The 14781-nt window shown below is 61.8% G+C and carries 19 protein-coding genes; 13 read left to right on the top strand and 6 right to left on the bottom strand.

Annotated features, from left to right (window positions below; translation table 11 throughout):
* The 13 genes from ACKVEX_RS10790 to ACKVEX_RS10730 form a co-directional block, all read left to right on the top strand.
* The coding region (locus ACKVEX_RS10790) for a UDP-glucose 4-epimerase family protein (protein WP_473215735.1) at nt 1-970 on the top strand (970 nt) is incomplete at its 5' end.
* Nucleotides 967-1980: an MraY family glycosyltransferase gene (locus ACKVEX_RS10785; RefSeq protein WP_473215734.1), complete on the top strand. Its 1014-nt coding sequence runs from the start codon at nt 967-969 to the stop codon at nt 1978-1980. The genes ACKVEX_RS10790 and ACKVEX_RS10785, both read left to right, overlap by 4 nt.
* Before the next feature lie 40 nt (nt 1981-2020).
* Nucleotides 2021-3856 (top strand): polysaccharide biosynthesis protein, encoded by a 1836-nt coding sequence (locus ACKVEX_RS10780; protein ID WP_473215733.1) that lies wholly within the window; start codon nt 2021-2023, stop codon nt 3854-3856.
* A 47-nt stretch (nt 3857-3903) separates the two neighbouring features.
* Entirely contained in the window at nt 3904-4185 is a 282-nt protein-coding gene (locus ACKVEX_RS10775) for a type II toxin-antitoxin system Phd/YefM family antitoxin (protein WP_473215732.1), read from the top strand.
* Nucleotides 4178-4447, top strand: a complete 270-nt coding sequence (locus tag ACKVEX_RS10770; protein ID WP_473215731.1) for a Txe/YoeB family addiction module toxin — start codon at nt 4178-4180, stop codon at nt 4445-4447. The genes ACKVEX_RS10775 and ACKVEX_RS10770 overlap by 8 nt, the downstream gene beginning before the upstream one ends.
* A 154-nt stretch (nt 4448-4601) precedes the next feature.
* Nucleotides 4602-4835, top strand: coding sequence for a type II toxin-antitoxin system VapB family antitoxin (gene vapB / locus ACKVEX_RS10765; protein ID WP_473215730.1), 234 nt, complete (start codon nt 4602-4604; stop codon nt 4833-4835).
* Nucleotides 4835-5236 carry a type II toxin-antitoxin system tRNA(fMet)-specific endonuclease VapC gene (gene vapC, locus ACKVEX_RS10760; protein WP_473215729.1) on the top strand — a complete coding sequence of 134 codons (402 nt, stop codon included), beginning with the start codon at nt 4835-4837 and terminating at the stop codon, nt 5234-5236. Before vapB ends, vapC (ACKVEX_RS10760) begins: the two co-directional genes overlap by 1 nt.
* A gap of 184 nt (nt 5237-5420) precedes the next feature.
* Nucleotides 5421-5630 carry a type II toxin-antitoxin system VapB family antitoxin gene (locus tag ACKVEX_RS10755; RefSeq protein WP_473215728.1) on the top strand — a complete coding sequence of 70 codons (210 nt, stop codon included), beginning with the start codon at nt 5421-5423 and terminating at the stop codon, nt 5628-5630.
* Nucleotides 5630-6040, top strand: a complete 411-nt coding sequence (gene vapC / locus ACKVEX_RS10750; RefSeq protein WP_473215727.1) for a type II toxin-antitoxin system VapC family toxin — start codon at nt 5630-5632, stop codon at nt 6038-6040. Before ACKVEX_RS10755 ends, vapC (ACKVEX_RS10750) begins: the two co-directional genes overlap by 1 nt.
* Nucleotides 6041-6043: 3 nt before the next feature.
* Nucleotides 6044-6415, top strand: a complete 372-nt coding sequence (locus tag ACKVEX_RS10745; RefSeq protein ID WP_473215726.1) for a type II toxin-antitoxin system CcdA family antitoxin — start codon at nt 6044-6046, stop codon at nt 6413-6415.
* Entirely contained in the window at nt 6403-6693 is a 291-nt protein-coding gene (locus ACKVEX_RS10740; RefSeq protein WP_473215725.1) for a CcdB family protein, read from the top strand. The genes ACKVEX_RS10745 and ACKVEX_RS10740 overlap by 13 nt, the downstream gene beginning before the upstream one ends.
* 322 nt (nt 6694-7015) lie before the next feature.
* Nucleotides 7016-7855: a hypothetical protein gene (locus ACKVEX_RS10735; RefSeq protein ID WP_473215724.1), complete on the top strand. Its 840-nt coding sequence runs from the start codon at nt 7016-7018 to the stop codon at nt 7853-7855.
* Between the two features lie 8 nt (nt 7856-7863).
* Nucleotides 7864-9204, top strand: coding sequence for an O-antigen ligase family protein (locus ACKVEX_RS10730; RefSeq protein ID WP_473215723.1), 1341 nt, complete (start codon nt 7864-7866; stop codon nt 9202-9204).
* An 11-nt stretch (nt 9205-9215) separates the two neighbouring features.
* On the opposite strand, the gene ACKVEX_RS10725 is transcribed toward ACKVEX_RS10730, so the two are convergent.
* From ACKVEX_RS10725 to ACKVEX_RS10700, 6 genes are all read right to left on the bottom strand, one after another.
* Complete coding sequence (locus ACKVEX_RS10725; protein WP_473215722.1) at nt 9216-10196, bottom strand: glycosyltransferase family protein; 981 nt, start codon at nt 10194-10196, stop codon at nt 9216-9218.
* Nucleotides 10197-10293: 97 nt separating this feature from the next.
* Nucleotides 10294-11193, bottom strand: coding sequence for a DUF6625 family protein (locus ACKVEX_RS10720; protein ID WP_473215721.1), 900 nt, complete (start codon nt 11191-11193; stop codon nt 10294-10296).
* Nucleotides 11190-12314, bottom strand: a complete 1125-nt coding sequence (locus ACKVEX_RS10715; protein WP_473215720.1) for a glycosyltransferase — start codon at nt 12312-12314, stop codon at nt 11190-11192. Before ACKVEX_RS10715 ends, ACKVEX_RS10720 begins: the two co-directional genes overlap by 4 nt.
* Complete coding sequence (locus ACKVEX_RS10710; RefSeq protein WP_473215719.1) at nt 12311-14086, bottom strand: carbamoyltransferase family protein; 1776 nt, start codon at nt 14084-14086, stop codon at nt 12311-12313. The genes ACKVEX_RS10715 and ACKVEX_RS10710 overlap by 4 nt, the downstream gene beginning before the upstream one ends.
* Nucleotides 14087-14187: 101 nt before the next feature.
* Nucleotides 14188-14565 (bottom strand): type II toxin-antitoxin system VapC family toxin, encoded by a 378-nt coding sequence (locus ACKVEX_RS10705; protein WP_473215718.1) that lies wholly within the window; start codon nt 14563-14565, stop codon nt 14188-14190.
* Nucleotides 14562-14768 carry a type II toxin-antitoxin system VapB family antitoxin gene (locus ACKVEX_RS10700; protein ID WP_473215717.1) on the bottom strand — a complete coding sequence of 69 codons (207 nt, stop codon included), beginning with the start codon at nt 14766-14768 and terminating at the stop codon, nt 14562-14564. The genes ACKVEX_RS10705 and ACKVEX_RS10700 overlap by 4 nt, the downstream gene beginning before the upstream one ends.
* Nucleotides 14769-14781: the final 13 nt, after the last annotated feature.

Below are 14781 nucleotides of genomic sequence, written 5' to 3'. Positions count from 1 at the left end.
GCAAGGAGCCCTGCCTATGATGCTTGTTACAGGAGCAAGCGGCTTCGTTGGCCGCGCATTGTGTCATCAGCTGCAAGAGCGCGGAGCATTGCGTATTGCCGTGCGAAGCCGAAATTCGCCTGAATGGCCGAAAGGCTTTGATGTAGTGGAGGCGACGCTGGACCCATCCCATGATTGGCGGCCAGCGCTGGACAGCATTACAACTGTGATCCACTGCGCTGCGCGCGTTCACGTCATGAACGACGATACGGCTAATCCGCTTGCGGAGTTTCGTCGTCTCAACGTAGACAGCACCCTGCGATTGGCGACGCAAGCTTCGGCAGCAGGCGTACGGCGATTCGTATTCATCAGTTCGATTAAGGTAAATGGCGAAGGCACTTCGCCTGGACGGTCTTTCACGTCGGAGCAAGCGCCTGCCCCGCTTGACCCGTATGCCGTTTCGAAGTGGGAAGCGGAGTGTAAGTTGCGAACCCTCGCAGCCGAAACGGAGATGGAGATCGTCATCATTCGCCCGGTCTTGGTCTACGGACCCGGCGTCAAGGCGAATTTCCTGAACATGATGAGATGCCTACATAAAGGTATCCCTCTACCTTTGGGCGCGATCCATAACAAACGCAGTCTTGTCGCACTGGACAACCTCGTCGATCTAATTGTCACCTGTATCGACCATCCGCAGGCGGCGAATCAGACGTTCCTGGTGAGCGACGGAGAGGACCTTTCTACAACAGAGCTGTTGCGGCGGATGTCCCAGGCACTCGGCAAGCGGCCACGCTTGCTTCCGGTACCCGCGTGGTTGCTGGAGACGGCAGCGAAAGTTCTCGGAAAACAATCCATCGCACAAAAGCTTTGCGGATCATTGCAGGTTGACATCGAACACACGCGAGAGCGGCTGGGCTGGACGCCACCGGTCAGCGTCGATGCTGCGCTTGAAAAGACGGCTCGGCATTTTCTCGCGCAGCAGAAACGATGATTCCGTGGGTTTTGATCTTCCTAGTGGCTTTTGCCTCTTTGGTGATGACCTTTTGTTTGCGCAAGTACGCGCTTGCGCGGAGCCTGATGGATATCCCCAATGCGCGCAGCTCGCACTCGGTGCCGACGCCGCGCGGTGGTGGGGTTGCGATCGTCGTGAGCTTCCTGCTCGCGCTTGCGCTCATTACTGTAAGCGGCGGCATTGATTGGTCCGTGAGTTTTGCGCTGCTTGGCGCGGGCGGATTCGTCGCCTTGGTGGGTTTTTTGGATGACCATGGCCACATCGCCGCTCGCTGGCGCTTGCTCGCGCACTTCGTTGCGGCTTTCTGGGCGCTTGGCTGGCTGGGCGGCGCGCCGGCCTTGCAGCTTTTTGGGGTAGAGTTCGATCTCGGCTGGCTGGGGGTCGCCTTGGTGGCGGTGTACCTGGTCTGGCTGCTCAATCTCTACAATTTCATGGACGGCATCGACGGTATCGCCAGCGTGGAGGCGATTTGTGTGTGCGCGGGCGGGGCGCTGCTATATGTGCTGCTCGACAAGCCCAACCTAGCTCTTTTGCCGCTAATGCTTGCCGCTGCGGTGACGGGATTTCTGTACTGGAACTTTCCGCCCGCACGGATCTTCATGGGCGACGCCGGCAGCGGTTTTCTGGGCATTGTGCTGGGCATCATGTCGATCCAGGCGGGCTGGGTGGATCCGGCACTGTTCTGGAGCTGGGTGATCCTGCTCGGGGTGTTCGTGGTGGATGCGACCTTCACCCTGGTGCGCCGCCTGTTGCGCGGCGACAAGGTGTACGAGGCGCATCGCAGCCATGCTTATCAATACGCGTCGCGGCAGTTCGGCCGGCATCTGCCGGTTACACTGGCCGTCGGGGTGATCAACTTGGCATGGCTGCTGCCTATCGCCCTGCTCGTTGGCACGGGCAGGCTCGACGGCGTGCTGGGTGTCGTGATTGCCTATGTGCCGCTCGTCCTCCTGGCGATCAAGTTTCGGGCGGGCGCGCTGGAAGTTTGATCGAGAACCGTGATTCCACAGCGGCACACCATGAATTCCAATGAATAATTCAATACGGTCAGTACTGATCTTCCTCTTCGACCTGCTTGCAGTGGTCATCGCGTGGGTGGGTGGGTTCCTGATTCGATTCAACTTCACCTTACCCGGACAGTACACCGACAAAGTGCTTCTCGGGCTCGGCATCCTGCTCGTAATCCACGCCCTCGCCTGCCGCTGGGCGGGCCTGTACAGGGGCATGTGGATATTCGCCAGCCTGCCCGACCTCAAGCGCGTGCTGAAGGCGGTCGTCGTTTCCACGATCGGTCTGTTCGCGCTGGTCGCGATGGACCGGACCGGCGGGCCGGTGGTGCCGCGATCGGTTCTGGTGCTTTATCCGCTGTTGCTGTTGGTGGTGATGGGCGGCGGGCGTGCCGCGTGGCGGATGTGGAAGGAGCATCGTCTCTACGGGGATCTGAAGGCGGCCGGAAAGCCAGTCGTGGTGGTCGGGGCCGGTACCGGCGGCGCGATGCTGATCCGCGAACTGGAGCGGAGCCCCGACTGGCGCGTGGTCGCGCTGGTCGACGACGATCCGGCCAAGTGGGGGCTCGAGCTCTACAACCATCCGGTGGCGGGCGCGATCGACGTGCTGCCGCAGGTGTTGCAGGACTACAAGGCGGCCCATGTGATCCTGGCGATGCCGTCGGCCGCGGGCGAGGTCCGCAAGAAGGCGGCGGACATCGCGGTGCGTGCGGGCGCCCATGTGTTTACCGTGCCGGGCATCGAGGACCTGATGAGCGGAAAGGTCGCGATCAACGCGATGCGACCGGTCGAGATCGAGGATCTGCTCGGCCGCTCGCCCGTCCAGATCGAAACCGATCAGGTTGAGAAGATGGTCACCGGCAGATCGGTATTGATCACCGGTGCGGGCGGCTCGATCGGCAGCGAACTGTGCCGGCAACTCGCCCGCTTCGCGCCCGCACGCCTGGTGCTGCTCGAGGCGAGCGAGTTTGCCCTCTACAACATCGAGCAGTGGTTCCGCACGCACAGGGCGGACGTCGAGATCGTGCCGCTCGCCGGCGACGTGAAGGATTCGCTCCGGCTGCAGGAAGTCTTCGCGGCCTGGAAGCCGGAACTGGTGTTCCACGCGGCGGCCTACAAGCATGTGCCGTTGATGGAAGTGGGCAACGCGTGGCAGGCGGTGCGCAACAACATTCTCGGCACCTACCAGGCGGCGGTGCACGCCCAGCGGCACAGGGCCAAGTGTTTCGTGCTGATCTCGACCGACAAGGCGGTCAATCCGACCAACGTTATGGGGGCGACGAAGCGTGTCGCCGAGATGGTGTGCGAGGCCTTGCAGGACCGGGCTGAGACGGGCACGCAGTTCGAGATCGTGCGCTTCGGCAACGTGCTGGGCAGCACCGGCAGCGTGATCCCAAAGTTTGCCGAACAGATCGCGCATGGTGGCCCGGTCACCGTCACCCACCCCGAGATCAACCGTTACTTCATGTCGATACCGGAGGCGGCACAACTGGTGCTGCAGGCGGCGACAATGGGACACGGGGGCGAGACCTTCGTGCTCGACATGGGCGAACCGGTAAAGATCGTCGACCTGGCGCGCAACATGATCCGGCTGTCCGGCTATGGTGAGGACGAGATCCGCATCGAGTTCACCGGCCTGCGCCCCGGCGAGAAGCTCTACGAGGAACTGCTGGCGGATGACGAACACACGCGCGAGACGCACCATCCAAAGCTGCGGATTGCGTGCAACCGCGCAGTACAGAACGGCTTTCTGGAGAACCTGCTGCCGTGGCTGCAGCAGGACGGCCCGGTGTCGGACGACGAAGTGCGAAACCAGCTGAGGCTACTGGTAGCAGAGTATGAGCCGGCGCGGCATTGAAGCCGGCAATTCTGTACAATAGTTCCGTACAACTCATCGAGACCGCCATGACCATCGAAACCACTTACAGCCAGGCTCGCGAGCAACTCAAGTCGCTGATGGATCGTGCGGTCGACGACCGCGAGGTGATCCTGGTGCGGCGCCGATCCGGCGGGGATGTGGCCATGATCGCTGCTGATGAGCTGGAAAGCCTGGTCGAAACCGCACACCTGCTGCGGTCGGCAAAGAACGCCGAGCGGCTGCTCTCGGCCTTGGCGCGGGCGCGCTCCGAGACCTTGCCCGACATCCCCCTCGCAGAATTGCAGAGAAGGGTCGATTTGGATGCGTGAGGGCGAACGGGTAGCCGTGTGTCACCCTGAGTTTCTCGAGGATCTTCAGTACTGGGTTGAAACCGACCGGCGCACAGCGAAACGCCTGCTCGAGCTCGTCCGAGCCATCCTTCGCGATCCTTTCGGCGGCATCGGCAAACCGGAGCCGCTGAAATATCTGGGACCGGACGTGTGGTCGCGCCGCATCACCCAGGAACATCGCTGCGTGTATCTGGTGAAAACCGGGCGCGTGGAGTTCTTGCAGGGGCGGTACCACTACTGATCTGACGCGGAAATCGAGGGCGGAGATCGGACGACGAGGTGCGGAACCAGCTTAGGCTGCTGGTTGCAGAGTATGAGCCGGCGCGGCACTGACGTTATTTCTCCCAGCAGCGGGATATACTAGCGCCGTATCCCACGCAATTTAGGAGGCACTCATGACCACGAGCACCGTCTTTACGAACAACCGCAGTCAGGCCGTGCGCCTGCCCGCAGATGTGCGCCTGCCCCCAGACGTGAAGCGGGTGGATATCCGCGCGCACGGGGTGGAGCGGATCATCGCGCCGCTCGGCCACACTTGGGACTCCTTCTTCATCGATGGCCCGCAAGTTGCGGACGACTTCATGGAAAGCCGCGCCAGCCAGGAGCAGCAGGAACGCGAGGCGCTTTGATGCTGCGTTACCTGCTCGACACGAACATTGTGATCTACGTGATCAAGCGCCGGCCGCTATCGGCACTGGCCTTGTTCAACGAGAACGCCGGCCACATGGCGATCTCGTCGATCACCCTTGCCGAGCTGATGCACGGTGCAGAAAAGAGCAATGCGCCGATGCGCTCGCTGGCCACAGTCGAGGATTTCTGCAGCCGCCTTGAAGTGCTGGCCTACGGGCCAAGGGCCGCGATGCACTATGGAAACATCCGAGCCCATCTCGAATCACGGGGCCAGACGATCGGCGTCAATGACCTTCACATCGCAGCTCACGCACGCAGCGAGGGCCTGACTCTGGTGTCGAACAATCTGCGTGAATTCGAGCGTGTGGAAGCGCTGCAGCTGGCGAACTGGGCGATTTGAGTCAAACCGGGGTTTCAAACCGCCCCGATTTCTCAGCCGGGGCCGGTTAGGGGTGAGGACGTGCGGATGGGGCTGAAGCGCTGGGTGCCGGAGTATGAGCCGGCGCGGCACTGAGAATGACTGAGCGTCGTGCTTGCAGAGCACAAGGGTGAGCGTAATAATACACATACGGAGGTGTATTAGGATGCGAACAAACATAGTGCTGGATGACGATCTCGTCGACGAGGCGATGGCACTTGCCGGAATCCGGACTAAACGAGAGTTGGTCGATGAGGCTCTACGGGAGTTCGTTGCATTTCGCAAGCGGTTGAATGTGCGAGATTTGCGAGGGGCGGGGTTGATCGACCCAAGCTATGATTACACGCACGCGCGCAGTAATGGCGCAGTCCGTTGATGTATTTGGTCGATACATCCGTCTGGATAGACTATCTGAGAGGGCAATCCGGGCGACACGTAGCGTTCCTCGATTCTCTGTTGGACAACCCCTTGGCAACGGGTTTATGCAACGCCGTTTACATGGAAATTCTGCAAGGGGCCCGCGACGTTCCTTCTTTCGAGCGCTTGCAACGTTACTTTTCCACACAACGCTTTTACGACTTTGTCGATGCCCGTCAAGCCCACGAGTCAGCCGCCCAACTGTTGCTGACCTGCCGTCAGAAAGGCTTTACGGTACGTTCGACGCTGGACTGTCTTATTGCACAGTGTGCAATCGAGCATAACCTGGTCTTGCTGCACAACGACCGCGATTACGTCGGCTTGGGGAAATGCACTTCCAACCTTCGCCAACACCATTTCCTTGATTAATCAATGAGAACCGAATCCAGCGTATGTGCCGAGTGCGGGGATGTGCCGGTCGGTGACAGCATCGCATTGGTTCGCAATTTTGCGGTATATTGTTGCGGTATATTGAATGAGGGCCTGGCTATGGTAGCTGCCATCAAACGCAAGACATCCCTGACGCTGGACGCCGAGGTGCTTGACGCCGCCAAGGCACTGGAGATTAATGTGTCGGCCGTGGCCGAAGCTGCGCTCAAGAGGGCGGTGGCCGAAGCCCGTCGCAAGCAGTGGCTGCATGACAATGCAGACAACTTTGCTGCACAAGCTGCGTGGCACGAGCGCAATGGGCACCCGCTGGCCGAGATCATGTGTGCTCCAGGGGCCACTTCGTGGAACGCCTGAACCGCTACAGCGTGGCGGAATACAAGGGCGTGGTGATGGTTGTGGTCGAAAGCGAGCTTTTGCCGCCCGATCCTGCTGTGGTCGTCATTCCGTTGCTGCCCGACTATCCCGCCGTCAAGGGCTTGAACCCCGAAATCTTTCATGACGGCAAGCGGTTGATTCTTGCCACCCGACTCATCTCGGCGGTGAGACGAGCCAATGTGCGTTGCGTCGGGAGTGTGTCCGGTCAGGGTGACAGCATCAATCGTGCGGTCGATATTCTGATGTCAGGTGTTTAGTGGCGGATGTGGGAGGAGCACCGCTTGTATGGCATTAAAATGCGAACAAATATAGTGCTGCACAACGACCGCGATTACGTCGGCTTGGCGAAAAGCACTTCCAGCCTTCGCCAACACCATTTTCTCGACTAATCAATGAGAACCGAATCCAGAGTATGTGCCGAGTGCGGCGGTCGGTGCCTGCGTGGGCCTCGCTTCGACCAATGGATCTCAACCGCTCGCAGAGCCCAGGCCCTGGCCGAATGCATCGAACAGGCCGTTCGGCTTCAGGAACTCGCGGTCAATAAGCTGCCTCCAGCTCGGTCTTGATCCAGAGGTCAGAATGGCGCGTTACAGCTACCTGCGACGTCGTCGCGAAAAGTTCATCGATCGCTGGGCGCCGGTATGGAACCGCGTGCGCCTGCTGCAGACGTGGCGATCCGGCCAGCAGGCACGACCTCACGGCGGGGCGCGCACGCTCGTTGTTTCACTGACTTCTTATCCGGCGCGCTTTTCGTCCTTGCACCTTACGTTGAAGAGTCTGTTGCGCCAGACTGTTTCGCCCGACCACACGATCCTGTGGATCGCGTCGGACGACATCGGAGTGCTGCCGCAAAGCGTGCTTCGATTGCAGCAGTTCGGGCTGGAGATACGCCAATGCAGCGATTTACGATCGTACAAGAAGATCATTCCGAGCCTCGAGACGTTCCCCGACGCCGACATCGTGACTGCGGACGACGACGTGTACTACTGGCCCACGTGGCTCGAGGAACTGACGTCTGCTGCCCAGGAACACCCTGGGGACGTGGTTGCACACAGGGTGCATCGGATTTCGACAGTAGATGGCATCATCGCGCCCTACCGGGAATGGCAGTTGAGCTTAAACGACGCTTCGGCGCATCCGCTCAACTTCGCAACCGGGATCGGCGGGGTCCTTTATCCCGTCGGATGCTTTCACCCAAACGTGACGCAGGCGGATCGTTTCATGCGGTTGTGCCCGACGGCTGACGATGTCTGGCTTTACTGGATGGTGAGAATGAACGGCGGCATCGAGCGCCATTCAGGCACTCGCCAGACGCCGCGCCCGTGGCGAGGCAGCCAGACGACCTCGCTGTGGAAGGTGAACAAGCACGCAAACGATGACCAGATCCAGGCGATGTTCCGGGAGTACGGGCTACCTTGAGTTCAGTCATGCCCCTCCTGGACGACATCCACCGGCGCCTCTACTGCACGCTGACGGTGCTTTTTCCTGCGATCTGGTTCCTGTCCAGGGATCTGGGAGATGTCGTCGCGCGGGTTCTGATTCTTCTGTTCGTGGCTGGCATCGTATTTCGGACGACCTGGATCCGAACAGACAGGATGCATCTGCTTTGCGGCGGATTCTTCCTGCTCATTCTTCTGGGATACCTCTGGCATCTGAACTCGGTGCCGGAGGAGTTGTTCGGCGGCTCCAAGGCTCGCCAGTATGTTCCGTCGGCATGCTTCTTCCTGCTGCTGGCCCATGGCGTCGGGGGCCTGAAGAAACCGAACCCTTACGCGCTGCTGGTCAGCGCCCTGTTCGGCTTTTTGGCGTATCTGGCGGTGATCGCGCCAGGCGAACACTGGCTCTTGGGCTGGGCGGGACGACGCGTCGACTTCGGGATCGACAACGCCCAGCACGCTGGGATCATTTTTGGAACAGGCTTTCTGGTCACGCTTGCCCTGACGCCACGAGCGGTCATCAACTCGCCTCGCAAGCTGCGTCTCCTCGTGGCAACGGGCATGGCCGGGTTGGCAGCGCTCATGGCATGGGGGGTGCTGGTGACCCAATCGCGGGCAGTATGGATCGGGTTGGCACTGGCCGTTCCCGTGCTGCTCACGATGGCACTGCTGTTTGCGCAAGGAAAGGCGCCCGTCGACTTCGCCCGCAGACGTGCAATGACCGCGAAAATCATGGTGGTCACCGCTGGCTTGCTGACACTCGCCTTTGTGCTCACCGATGCGCCCAGCCGGATAGCCGATCGCATGACTGGCGAAGACGTATCCGTCCACAGGCTCGCAAGCGCAGCACGCTTCGAGGAGGGCGATGCGCTATCCAGCGCACAGGTCCGGGTCGCTTCATGGGCCGCAGCGCGGGAGTGGATAGCCGAACGGCCATTGATGGGCTGGGGAGCACAAACGGCCAAGGGCCTGATCGAACAGTCTCCGCACTTCAGCGACGCGTTCAAGAAGAATTTCGGGCATCTCCACAACAGCTACATCGAGGCACTGGTCGCGATCGGCTGGGTCGGTTTTCTGGCCATTGCGGCGATCGTTGCCCTGATCGGCTGGCGCGCGGTCACCGCCTGGCGAAAGGGCTGGATGCCAGGAGACGTATTCGCCTTCGCCTGGGCGTTCTTCGTTTTCTGGGTGATCGTCAACGGGTTCGAGTCTTATGTGGTTTACGACTCTGGATTTTTCCTGAACTCGGTCGTCGGAGGCTTCCTGTACGCCTTCTACGTCAAAGGCGTTCAGGCCTCGGACCCTGCGACACAAGGGCCGGCGACTGCCTGAAGCGCCGCGTTCTATTTCTGGCTCAGCGCCCAATAACAGCGAGCCTTAAGGTAGAGCAAGCGCTCCTGCATGCTCATCGGCGGCGGCTCGGCAGGCGCCCTGGACAATGCCTGCTCGAGCAGATCGCGGCGATGGCGCCATTGATGCGCGCTCTCGGCGAGCTCGCGTCCCGCTGACGCAATCGATTCGGCCAGTCCAGGCGTGTTGCGTACCGTAGCGATCTTGTCGACCAGCTCGTCTGCGGTGGCGTACAGCACGACATTGCGCATGTCCTCGAAGCCGAGAAACGCGTTCTCGGCCTGGCTGGTCGTCAATGCGCACAGCACGCAGCCGGCCGCGAGGGCTTCGAAGTTCTTGATGTGATACTCGCGAAAACCGGCATCGACGCTTATGAAGAACCGGATACGGTTCAGGGTTCGCGCATACTCGTCGTTCTCTTCGGACAGGTCGACGGTACGAAGTTGTTCAACGGGCAGGCAACGAGACACCTCCGCGAGCAGCCTGCGCCGCTCCCGGTAAAGGACGTTGCCGGTGCGGCCGATGAAGCCGAACTCGATGTCCCGCGGGGTGTGCGTACAGCTAATGAGCCGGTGATCGTAGGCTTTGGGCACGTACGAGACCACGAACCCCTTTCGCGCGTAATGCTCCTCGGCAGCCATACTCGTGACGATCAGACTCACCCGGCCCAGTGTCTTGAAAAGCGGCGGAAAGAGCCCGAAGTACTTGCTGTCCGGCATGTAATCCTGCTGCAGATCGAGGTCGTAGATCACGACCTCCGGCAGCTTTCGCAGCGCAAGCACTTGCGGTCCTGACCGCCTGAAACCACCGCACAACACCACGCGGTCAAACGCCTGCGCGGAAACGGACTCGAGCGCCGGAGCGAGTCCGCCTTTTCCGAAGAAGCGGATTTCACACTCGTGTGCGTCGCGCAGCGCGTCCCAGGTGGTCGCATTGCGCATGCTGCCGTCTTCGGCAAGCACCAGTATCTTCATGCTGTCATCCCAGTATCAGATCGGCATACGCCAACCGTCATCTTTCCTTGCCGCCAACTTCGGTCTGCACCCAGGTGTCTCGACCGTGCCAGGCAGTTCAGTCGCCCGAGGGCAGTGCAACGATGCCCGACTCACGGATCTCGACCGTCAGTGATGGGTCCCAGGCATGCTCCACTCCCCGAACATCGGCTGGCTGCCACTTCTTCTTCCAGTGCATGAAATGAATGTACGGGAAACAGCGACTCCCATCCTTGTCGTTCGACAGCCGGCCCCGCCGCCACAACCAGGACGTCGGAAAATCGAGACTGCCATCGATCCACGGAATCTTGGCGCAGGGCGTCGTGTACGCTTCCTGGAAATCCGCCCGACTGAGCCAGGGATCATGTTTTCGGGCCAACCAATGTACCCAGCGCGGCGAATTCTTGTGCCGCAGAAACACGCGCGTGAATGCTTTCTCATCGAATGCAGTGTGACGAGGCGCGCTGAGCGACGCCTGCCAGTTCGGTACGCGCCTGAAAGCCGCGTTCATGTCGACGTCGTTCCGCAACACGGTCAGATGACCGGAAATCCTGCGCAGATGCAGACTGGTGACGTCGTGTTTCTCGAAACTCCGCAGGCGGAGATAGGCCTCCAGATCGCCGTAAAGCACGTCGATGTCACCGAAAGCCCAGAAGGGGGACTGCTCGAGATACTCAGGATGTATGGCAGCGAGCGCGGGCTTGATGTCGCACAGCTTGCGGGACGATTCGGGCGTGAATTCGATATCGAGTCGCGACGACACCAATTTGCAGTAATCGTCGAAACCGATCTCGACCACCTGCACATTGGGCGGGCATCGCTCGGGTACGCCGCAATCGCTGAACAAAAACCAGGAAATACCCGGGTTCTCCGCACAACTGCGCAAAAAGAACGCCATCCACGGCGGCCAATTTCCGAAATAGGGGATCAGCACCCTGAGCATCGAGGCCGGAGCGGACGACGCGCCTGGGAGGGTCATGTCTTGCCGACCGAGGACAGCAACCGGGCCAACGTCGCGGGGGCCACCTCATCCGAAAACTGCGCCACGACTCGCGCCAGGGCCGCCGCCGCGAATGTGCTGCGCCCTTCGTCGGTGAGCCCGGCGAGTTGCACCAGGCCGTCGGCGAGGCGCTCGCTGTCGCCCAGCGGAACCAGCGGGGCGATGTCGACGAGGACTTCGGGGGCGCCGCCGCAGTCGGTGGCGATGACCGGAACGCCCGCCACCATCGCCTCGAGCAGCACCATGCCGAAGGGCTCGTGATCCGAGGACAGCGCGAACACGTCGAAAGCCCTGAAATGGCGCCAGACCTCCGGCACCTGCCCGAGCAGTCGCACCGACTCACCCAGTCCGAGTTCCTGCGCGAGCGCCTCGAGCTTCGCCTCCAGGCGCCCGCTTCCGATGATGGCGAGCAGCGCGCCGGCCGGCAGGCGTTCACGGGCATGCGCAAAGGCGCGGATCAGCGTCGCCTGGTCCTTGTCCGGATGCAGCCGCCCGACGTTGGCGACGACAAAGGCTTCGCGTGGCAAGCCCAGCGTGTCGCGCGCGGCGTCCCGCTCGGTCAGGCCCGCGCGCACCCGGTCCACATCGAGCCGGTTGTAGCAGGTCTGTATCTCGTCTTCGCGCCAGTCCGGCAGGCATTGCCGGATTTCGTCGCGGACCGCATTCGACACCGCGAGCAGGGTCAAGCGCTTGCGGAACACCCGGGCGAAGGCGCGCCGCCCTACGCGCCGGTAGTCGCCGAAGGAATGGCTGACGCCGAACACCGGCAGGCCGGAGGCGAGACAGGCAACGTAGATCGGCTTGAACCGGTGCGCGATCACGAAGCGGTAGTCGCGCTCCTTGACGATGCGCCGGAATGCCTTCAACGCGGACAGCTTCAGCCCGGACACCTCACGACTCGAAAAGCCAAGAAAGATGACCTCATCCGAATTGGTCAGCGCGCGGATGTCCTCGCGCGCCTCGCCGGTGAGATAGACGGTACACACCTTGAAACCGAGCCGCCTCAGCGTGTTCGCATACTGCCGGCCGACGTCCGCGAAGGGGCCGTAGTGGCAGTGGCAGAACTGCAGCGCCCACCGCTCCAACGTACTCTCACTCATCGTTGTGCCGCGTCAGGCGTGCCCGCCCCGCCCTGCTTCACCACCAGCACGTCTTCCATCACCAGCACCTGCAGATCCGACCCGAAGAACATGTTCAGCGCGTCGGTCGGCGAGCAGATCATCGGTTCGCCGCGGCGGTTGAGCGACGTGTTCAGCACCACGCCGTTGCCGGTGAGTTTTTCCATCTCGACCATCAGGTCGTAGTAGCGCGGGTTGTGGCGGCGTTCGAGCACCTGGGCGCGGGAGGTGCCGTCCTCGTGCACCACTTCGGGCACGCGGGTCTTCCACTCCTCGGCGACCTCGAAGGTGAAGGTCATGAACGGGGCCGGATGGTCGGTGGCGAGCATCTGCGGGCCGACCGTGTCGAGCATGCTCGGACAGAACGGGCGCCAGCGTTCGCGGAACTTGATCTGCTCGTTGATGCGGTCGGCCACGCCCGGAGCGCTGGGGCAACCGACGATGGAGCGGCCGCCGAGCGCGCGCGGGCCGAACTCCATGCGGCCTTGGAACCACGCGACCGGATGGCCGTCGGCGAGGATCTGCGCGATGCGCTGCGGCACCGCGGTGTCGCCGTCCGGGATGAGTTCCCAGACCGGCCTGGCCGGATGGCGGGCGCAGGCGGCGATTACGTCCTCGTTGCTGTAGCGCGGGCCGAGATAGACATGCTCCATCTTCTCGACCGGCACACCGCGCTCGACCGACACATAGGACGCGGCGCCGACCGCGGTGCCGGAGTCGCCCGAGGCGGGCTGCACGAAGAGTTCCTTGACCTCGGGGCGCGCGATGATCTTCTGGTTGAGCTTCACGTTCAGCGCGCCGCCGCCCGCGAACGCGAGCCTGCCGGTTTCGCGCAGGATGTCGCCCAGGTAGTAGTCCATCATCTGCAGCGACAAATCCTCGAACAGCTTCTGCATGCTCGCGGCATAATGAATATAGGGTTCGTCGGCGACATCCCCATGGCGCATCGGGCCCAGCCAGTCGATCAGTTTCGGCGAGAAGTAGTAGCCCTTGCCGTTCTCCTTGTAGCGGCGCAGGCCGATCACGTTGGCCAGATCGGTGTTGACGACCAGCTCGCCGTTCTCGAATTTCGCCAGCCGCGAGAAATCGTACTTGTGCGGATCCCCATAGGGCGCCATGCCCATGACCTTGTACTCGCCATCGAGCATCTCGAAGCCGAGGTACTCGGTGATCGCACCGTACAGGCCGCCGAGCGAGTCCGGGTCGTAGAACTCCTTGATCTTGTGGATGCGGCCGTTCTCGCCGTAGCCGAAGAAGGTGGTCGCGTACTCGCCCTTGCCGTCGATGCCGAGTATCGCGGTCTTTTCGGTGAAGCCGGAGCAGTGATACGCACTGGACGCGTGGGTGAGGTGGTGTTCGACCGGCACGATCTCGGTCTTTGCGAGGTCGAAGCCGAGCTGCTGCAGACACCATTCGATGCGCTTGCGGTAGCGATGAAACCGCCGGTTGCCCATCAGGATCGCATCCAGCCCGCGGTCGGGCGCGTACCAGTAGCGCCTGGCATAGTGCCAGCGCGCCTTCTCGCGAAGGCTGATCGGCGCGAACGGGATCGCGACCGCGGTGACGTCCCTGGGCTCGATGCCGGCAAAATCCAGGCAGAACCGGGCCGACTCGTACGGCATGCGGTGCTTCGCATGCTTGTCGCGCACGAAGCGTTCTTCTTCGGCCGCAGCGACGAGCTTGCCGTCGATGTACAGGGCGGCGGATGGGTCGTGCGTAAGTGCGCCGGACAGGCCGAGGATGGTCAGGGACAAAGGGGAATCCGAAAGCGATTAAAAGGCGGATTATAACGCCCGCCAAACGGCAACTGGCATGCAGACAAGGTGTGCGATTCCGATCCGGATCCGGATGCAGTTCAGCGACCGGCGTTCCACGCCACGCCGAAACGCCTGGCCAAGGCGGCAAGACGCTTGTCCAGCGTCCACAGACGCGCTCCAGGGGTGATCAGCGTCGAAGCGAGCAGCGTGATATCGACCAGGCCACAGCCAAGCCCGAAGAGGCTCTCGCGTTCGATGAACGACGCCACCTCATCCCAGGTTGCCTGAGACGCCGGTCGCAACAGTGCCATGTCACCCAGGGCACGAGCGCGCGGCCCGGGAGGGGTACCGCAGGCGAGTTCGATGCGCACCATCGGGTGAGTGAGAACCTGGTCTCTTTCCAGCAGGCTGGGCAGTGCTTCGTGAGGATGCCTGAAGTGATCTACCCATACCGAGGTGTCGACAAGCACAGTCACTGCCGCTCCTCGCCGTCACGACGACGCGGAATATCCTGCATGTCCGGCTGAGTGCCACCCAGTCCGGAGAGCCGCCTCGCCGCCTGTACACGCACGAAGGTTTGAACAGCCTCGCGAAAAAGCTCGGACTTCTCCATGCCGGGGTCTGCCAACTCGAGCGCCTTGGCGTAAAGCTCGTCGTCGATGGTCACGGTGGTGCGCATGATCACTCCTTCT

It is taken from the genome of Denitraticella aggregata (assembly GCF_048158365.1).
GTDB lineage: Bacteria > Pseudomonadota > Gammaproteobacteria > Burkholderiales > Rhodocyclaceae > Azoarcus_F.
This window is presented reverse-complemented; position numbering and strand designations above follow the sequence as displayed.